The organism is uncultured Sutterella sp. (assembly GCF_937923675.1).
Lineage (GTDB): Bacteria > Pseudomonadota > Gammaproteobacteria > Burkholderiales > Burkholderiaceae_F > Sutterella.
In genome coordinates this window covers 1-6,639 of sequence record NZ_CALDXB010000020.1, presented here as the reverse complement: position 1 = coordinate 6,639, position 6,639 = coordinate 1, and the positions used below count along the sequence as shown (strand labels likewise).

Below are 6,639 nucleotides of genomic sequence, written 5' to 3'. Positions count from 1 at the left end.
GGTAGGGGTAGCGCGCTCAGGTGCATTCATACGTACGCCGACAGAACAATTTAGATTACAGGCGGGGGCTTCCTTTTTGCGGTTTATTCCGCCGGAGCCGTCTTTTCCCGCATGAAGGAGCTTGACTGCGAATAGGCGCAGCACACTCAGCCCGGGTGAAAAGAAAGGATCGTGCACCCGGGTGTCATCAAAAACCCGGACGCGGAAAGCGGGCGAAATCTTTATCATGAGCGCATTCGACAAAGCCGAGGGCGCTCGCTCTAAGACGCCCGCATATGGCGGTGATCCCCGAAGCATCATTTTCGAGCTTCTGGCTTCCTGTCATTTCAGCCCAAAAAATTTTTATGTACGATCCCAAATCACGCCGCGCGGATGAATTCATCTGCCGGGAAGAAATTGAAGACACCCTCAGGTGGGCGGAGGAGCATAAGTCCGACCGTCCGCTTCTTGAATCCCTCCTTGAAAAGGCGAAGACCGCAAAGGGCCTCACCCATCGCGAGGCGGCCGCCCTCCTTTTCTGCGACCAGCAGGATCTGAACGACGAAATCTTCCGCATCGCCCGCGATGTGAAGGAAAAAATTTACGGCGCGCGCATCGTGCTCTTCGCGCCCCTCTATCTTTCCAACTACTGCGTCAACACCTGCACCTACTGCCCGTATCACGCGAAGAACAAGAACATTGTCCGCAAGAAGCTCACGCAGGAAGAAATCAGAAATGAGGTGATTGCGCTGCAGGACCTCGGCCACAAGCGCCTGCTTCTCGAAGCGGGCGAGCACCCGAAGTACAACCCGATCGAATACATTCTCGAATCCATCAAGACGATCTATTCGATCCAGCACAAGAACGGCAAGATCCGCCGCCTCAACGTCAATATTGCGGCGACGACCGTTGAAAACTACCGCAAGCTCCACGAGGCCGAAATCGGCACGTACCAGCTTTTCCAGGAAACGTACCATCCGGACGAGTACAAGAAGCTTCACCCGAAGGGACCGAAGGCCGACTACGCCTGGCACACCGAAGCGCATGACCGCGCCATGGAGGGCGGCATCGACGACGTGGGCCTCGGCGTTCTTTTCGGCCTCACGCTCTACAAGTACGACTTCGTCGGTCTTCTCATGCATGCCGAGCATCTCGAAGCCGTCTGGGGCGTCGGCCCGCACACGATTTCCGTGCCGCGCATCTGCCCGGCCGACGACATCGATCCGCACTCGTTCTCGAATGCCGTTCCCGACGACATCTTCCTCAAGATCGTCGCGCTCATTCGTCTCGCCGTTCCCTACACCGGCATGATCATGTCGACGCGCGAAAGCGCCCGCACCCGCGAAGCTGCGCTCAAGCTCGGCATCTCCCAGATTTCCGGGGGCTCGCGCACCTCGGTCGGCGGCTACACGATCCGCGACATCCGCGACATTGAGAATTCCGCGCAGTTCGAAACCAACGACCGCCGTTCGCTCGACGAAGTGGTGCGCTGGCTTCTCGAGAACCACTACCTCCCGAGCTTCTGCACGGCCTGCTACCGCGCCGGCCGCACGGGCGACCGCTTCATGGAATTTGCAAAGAACGGCGCCATCGCAGACTACTGTCAGGCAAATGCCATCCTCACGATGAAGGAGTATCTCTGCGACTACGCGACGGAAAAGACCCGCACCGAGGGCGAAGCCGTCATCCGCCTCGAGCTCCCGAAGGTGAAGAACGAAAAGTTCCGCAACGCGAGCGTGAAGCGCCTCGAGCGCATTGCCGAAGGCGAACGCGACTTCCGCTTCTGATGCCTGCTATCTGAACTTTTCCCGGGCCGGCTGTCGAATGCCCGGGTCGAGTCAGAAATCAGATTCACGCATTAAAAGACACCGCCGGTTTCTGAAATCCAGAGCCGGCGGCGTTTTTTCTCCTGCAGAGTGCCTCCCGGCCGCCAGACATTTGTGAAGCTCTGCGCTGTGATCCTTACGGAGAGCGCGGCCTGCGCTTTTGATTCCCTTCCCGGTCTCTCCGGACCGGCTGCTGAATGCACGGGATCGACACGGAATCGACTCTGCGCATTAAAAGACACCGCCGCTTTCGAAAACCCGGGAACTGATGGAAGCTTTCCATAAAGCCCCTCTCCCGTCTGCCTGACCTTCGTGAGACACTCAACGGCGCCCGGAAGCTCTCGGCCAGGCCTCCCGGGCGAACGCTGCTTTCTCTTCGGATTTTCTTTCCAGGCACCCCGGCCTGATGCCCGAATGCCCTGAATAAGTCAGGAATCAGGTCCACGCATTAAAAGACACCGCCGGTTTCGGAAGCCCGGAACCGGCGGCGTTTTTTATCCTGCAGAGCGCCTCCCGGCTACTTTGCCTTCGTGATGGCCTGAGCGGCGCCGCGGGATGTGTCCACGATCTTCATGGCGGACGCGATCAGCGTGCTCATGTCGGACATGTTCCCCGGCACGATGAGCGTGTTGTTCGTGCGGGCCAGTTCGCTGAAGGCTGCAACGTACTTTTCAGCCACCTGAAGGTTGACTGCCGTGAGTCCGCCCTCCTTCTGGGTCGCGGCGGCAATGCGCTCGAGCGCCTCGGCCGTGGCGTTGGCGAGCGCAATCGTGGCGGCAGCCTGGCCTTCGGCCTTGTTGATCTCGGCCTGCTTTTCGCCCTCGGACTGCGCAATGGCCGCTTCTCTTGCGCCCGTTGCCAGATTGATCTGCTCGAGCTTGCGGCCTTCGGAAGCCGCCACCACGGCGCGCTTTTCGCGCTCAGCCGTGATCTGCTGCTGCATGGCCTGAAGAATCACCGCGGGCGGCGTCAGATCCTTGATTTCATAACGAAGCACCTTGACGCCCCAGTTGAGGGCCGCCTCATCGATTGAGGAGACAACGGACTTGTTGATGAGGTCTCGCTCCTCAAAGGTCTTGTCGAGCTCCATCTTGCCGATCACGCTGCGCAGCGTCGTCTGCGCGAGCTGCGTGATGGCGATGATGTAGTTGGAGGTGCCGTAGCTCGCGCGCTGGGGATCCGTCACCTGAAAGAAGAGCACGCCGTCGACCGTGAGCTGAGTGTTGTCGCGCGTAATGCAGACCTGACTCGGCGTATCGAGCGGAATTTCCTTGAGGGAGTGGCGGTACGCGACCCGATCGACGAACGGGATGATGAAGTTGAGGCCGGGCGAGAGCACGGCGTGGAATTTGCCGAGACGCTCGACCACCCAGGCAGTCTGCTGAGGCACAACCTTGATGCCCTGGCTGGCAAAGAGAATGGCAAGAATGACGAGGACCAGCGTAAAGATGAAGAAGCCGCTCACAGGGAAGTCGATCAGCATGGTGGCGTACGTAGAAGTAAGGAAGCTTGGAAGAAAAATAGTTTTTGTGCGGGAGAACCGCCGGACATCCGTCAGCTGCCGCGCCGCTCTCCGAGAACGAGCTGCGTGCCGTCGACGCTCTCGATCGTCCAGACGCCGGGCGTCAGATTGGAAGCCGATCCGGGGCGGGCAATCCAGGTGGCGCCCCGATAGGTAACAACTGCGAGCCCGTCGGAGCCGACGGCGTCGACACGAACGAGCCGGCCCTCATCGAGGTTCTGCAGCCGCATGGAATCATCCTTTCTGCCGGAGAATTTCTTTTTGTATATGAGAACAGCCACGCAGCCGAGCGCTACGGCTGCGGCGCAGGAGAGAATCTGTCCGGAAAAGCCGAAACCTGCCCACGCGGCCATCGCGCCTGCGGCAAGTCCAAAGCTCACGGCGAGCAGATACGCCGTCGTGAGAAAGAGCTCAAGAGCGAGCACCAGCGCTGCCGCGATGAACCAGGCAATCGTTGGAGAAATCGTAATCAATGAGGACTCCTTGATTCCGCTTCGGGAAGAAGAAAAAGATCTCCCGGAAACCTTTCATTTGATTCAGTCTATCACGCGCTTCCGCGCTCCTCCCGCTAGGACGATGCCGAAGCGCCGGGTTAAGTTGCAAGCAAATTTAAGAGGGTCCGCGCTCACGCGGAGCGAAAAAAACCTCCCCGGACAAAGCGCCCGAAGAGGTTTTTCAGAGTGCCGCAGCACCGGGACTTCTTCTCAAAGGGAGAAGCCCCGGGAAGCTTCATCAGCAGCGGCCGGAAGCGAGACGGCGCCAGGTTTCGACGACCGTATCGGGGTTGAGCGAAATCGACTCAATGCCCTCATCCATCAGCCACTTGGCGAGGTCGGCGTGGTCGGAAGGACCCTGACCGCAGATGCCGACGTACTTGCCCTTGGCGCGGCAGGCGCGGATCGCCATCGAGAGGAGCGCCTTCACGGCGTCGTTGCGTTCATCGAACGTGGCGGCAACGAGACCGGAGTCGCGGTCGAGGCCGAGCGCGAGCTGCGTCATGTCGTTCGAACCGATCGAGAAGCCGTCGAAATATTCGAGGAACTGGTCGGCAAGAAGCGCATTGCTCGGGATTTCGCACATCATGTTGAGGCGAAGGCCGTTCACGCCGCGCTTGAGGCCGTGGCTTTCCATGATTTCCGTCACGCGGCGGGCTTCATCAACCGTACGCACGAAAGGAATCATGAGTTCGACGTTCGTGAGGCCCATTTCGTCGCGAACGAACTTCATCGCACGGCATTCCATCGCGAAGCATTCGGCGAACTGGTTGGCGATGTAGCGCGAGGCGCCGCGGAAGCCGAGCATCGGATTTTCTTCCACGGGCTCGTAGTTGACGCCGCCGATGAGCTTTCTGTACTCGTTGCTCTTGAAGTCGGAGAGACGAACGATGACCTTCTTCGGATAGAAGGCAGCGGCAATGGTCGCCACGCCTTCGGCGATCTTCCTTTCGTAGAAGGCCTTGGCGGAGGGATAGCCCGCGGAGAGGCGTTCAACGGCGTCGCGGAGTTCGCCCGGAACGTTCGGGTACTCGAGCACGACCTTCGGATGGATGCCGATGTTGTTGTTGATGATGAACTCAAGACGGGCAAGACCCACGCCCTTGTTCGGGATCGACTGGAAGTCGAAGGCGAGCTGCGGGTTGCCGACATTCATCATGATCTTGACGGGGATCTCGGGGAGCGCGCCGCGGGTGACTTCCTCGGTATTGATCTGAAGAAGCCCCTCGTAGATGTTGCCCGTGTCGCCTTCAGCGCAGGAGACCGTGACCTTGTCGCCTTCCATGATGCGTTCGGTCGCGTCGCCGCAGCCGACAACAGCCGGAATGCCGAGTTCGCGCGCAATGATGGCGGCGTGGCAGGTGCGGCCGCCGCGGTTCGTGACGATGGCGCTCGCACGCTTCATCACCGGCTCCCAGTTGGGGTCGGTCATGTCGGTGACAAGCACGTCGCCCGGCTGCACGCGGTCCATTTCAGCAGCGCTCTGAACGACGCGGACTTCGCCCTGGCCGATCTTCTGGCCGATGGCGCGGCCCTGCGCGAGGAGGCGGCCCTTGGAGCCGAGCGAATACTTGACCTGGACCTCAACGCTCTTCTGCTGCGACTTCACCGTTTCAGGACGGGCCTGAAGGATGTAGATCTTGCCGTCGGTGCCGTCCTTGCCCCATTCGATGTCCATCGGGCGGCCGTAGTGCTTCTCGATGATGCGGGCGAACTTCGCGAGTTCGATCACGTCGTCGTCGGTGATCGCGAACTTGCGGCGGTCTTCCGGCGAAACATCGACCGTACGGACCGTGCGGCCCGTCGAGGCGTCGGTTTCGAATTCCATTCGAATGAGCTTCGAGCCGAGCGACTTGCGGATGATCGGGAACTTGCCTTCGTCGAGCGTGGGCTTGAAGACGTAGAACTCGTCCGGGTTCACCGCACCCTGCACGACCGTCTCGCCGAGGCCGTAGGAAGCGGTGATGAAGACCACCTTGTCGAAGCCCGATTCCGTATCGAGCGTGAACATCACGCCGGCAGCGCCCTTGTCGGAGCGGCACATGCGCTGAACGCCCGCGGAAAGCGCGACCTCAGCGTGCGTGAAGCCCTTGTGGACGCGGTACGAAATGGCACGGTCGTTGTAGAGGGAAGCAAAGACTTCCTTCATGTGGCTGAGAACGGCGTCGATGCCGTTCACGTTGAGCACGGTTTCCTGCTGGCCGGCAAAGGAAGCATCCGGCAGGTCCTCGGCGGTGGCCGACGAACGCACGGCGACGGAAATGTCGCGGCCGTCGCGAAGCCATTCGTAGAACTCGCGGATTTCCTTTTCGAGCTCAGCCGGGAAAGGCGCCTTTTCGATCCAGCCGCGGATTTCCGCACCGGCAGCGGCAAGCGCCTTCACATCATCAACATTGAGCGTCTTGAGGCGTTCATGAATGCGGTCCTCAAGTCCGCCTTCGCGCAGGAAGAGGCGGAAGGCCTCAGCTGTCGTGGCGAAGCCGTCGGGAACACGGATGCCGGCGCTCGTAAGCTGGCTGAGCAGCTCGCCGAGCGAGGCGTTCTTGCCGCCGACGCGATCAACGTCCGTCATGCGAAGCTGGCTGAAGGGGAAAACGTAGCGACCCTGTACCATTTTTATCCTCTGGATGGTCCCGCCCATGGGCTTCAGGGCGGGGTCGAGTTTGGAAAAACACGCGCATTCTAACCGCTTTAAGTGCTTTTCCATACCCGGAATTCCCTATAGACGTACAGAGAGGCGCGTAAAGGCAGATTTTCTGACGCCTCAGGGCTGACGCACATTAATTTCTAATTTCAGCTGGAATCTTTTGATTTTCAG

5 protein-coding genes are annotated in these 6,639 nt (G+C 59.9%); 1 reads left to right on the top strand and 4 read right to left on the bottom strand.

Annotated features, from left to right (window positions below):
- On the bottom strand, nucleotides 1–228 hold a 228-nt coding region (locus Q0106_RS02295), incomplete at its 3' end, for a hypothetical protein (protein WP_297608331.1).
- A gap of 116 nt (nucleotides 229–344) precedes the next feature.
- On the opposite strand from Q0106_RS02295, the gene hydG reads away from it, so the two are divergent.
- Complete coding sequence (hydG, locus tag Q0106_RS02290) at nucleotides 345–1,766, top strand: [FeFe] hydrogenase H-cluster radical SAM maturase HydG (protein ID WP_152159181.1); 1,422 nt, start codon at nucleotides 345–347, stop codon at nucleotides 1,764–1,766.
- A 556-nt stretch (nucleotides 1,767–2,322) separates the two neighbouring features.
- Here the strand turns inward: hydG and Q0106_RS02285 are convergent.
- From Q0106_RS02285 to ppsA, 3 genes are all read right to left on the bottom strand, one after another.
- A complete protein-coding gene (locus tag Q0106_RS02285) occupies nucleotides 2,323–3,288 on the bottom strand; it encodes an SPFH domain-containing protein (RefSeq protein ID WP_297608327.1) in 966 nt (321 codons plus the stop codon).
- A gap of 71 nt (nucleotides 3,289–3,359) precedes the next feature.
- A complete protein-coding gene (locus tag Q0106_RS02280) occupies nucleotides 3,360–3,800 on the bottom strand; it encodes a hypothetical protein (RefSeq protein WP_297608324.1) in 441 nt (146 codons plus the stop codon).
- A gap of 259 nt (nucleotides 3,801–4,059) precedes the next feature.
- On the bottom strand, nucleotides 4,060–6,435 hold the full coding sequence (ppsA, locus tag Q0106_RS02275) for a phosphoenolpyruvate synthase (RefSeq protein ID WP_297608321.1): 2,376 nt from the start codon (nucleotides 6,433–6,435) through the stop codon (nucleotides 4,060–4,062).
- Nucleotides 6,436–6,639: the final 204 nt, after the last annotated feature.

What these genes read in the sequence shown, in the direction of transcription:
- hydG (WP_152159181.1), top strand. Translation starts at nt 345, where the DNA reads ATGTACGATCCCAAATCACGCCGCGCGGATGAATTCATCTGCCGGGAA.
- Q0106_RS02285 (WP_297608327.1), bottom strand. Translation starts at nt 3,288, where the DNA reads ATGCTGATCGACTTCCCTGTGAGCGGCTTCTTCATCTTTACGCTGGTC.
- ppsA (WP_297608321.1), bottom strand. Translation starts at nt 6,435, where the DNA reads ATGGTACAGGGTCGCTACGTTTTCCCCTTCAGCCAGCTTCGCATGACG.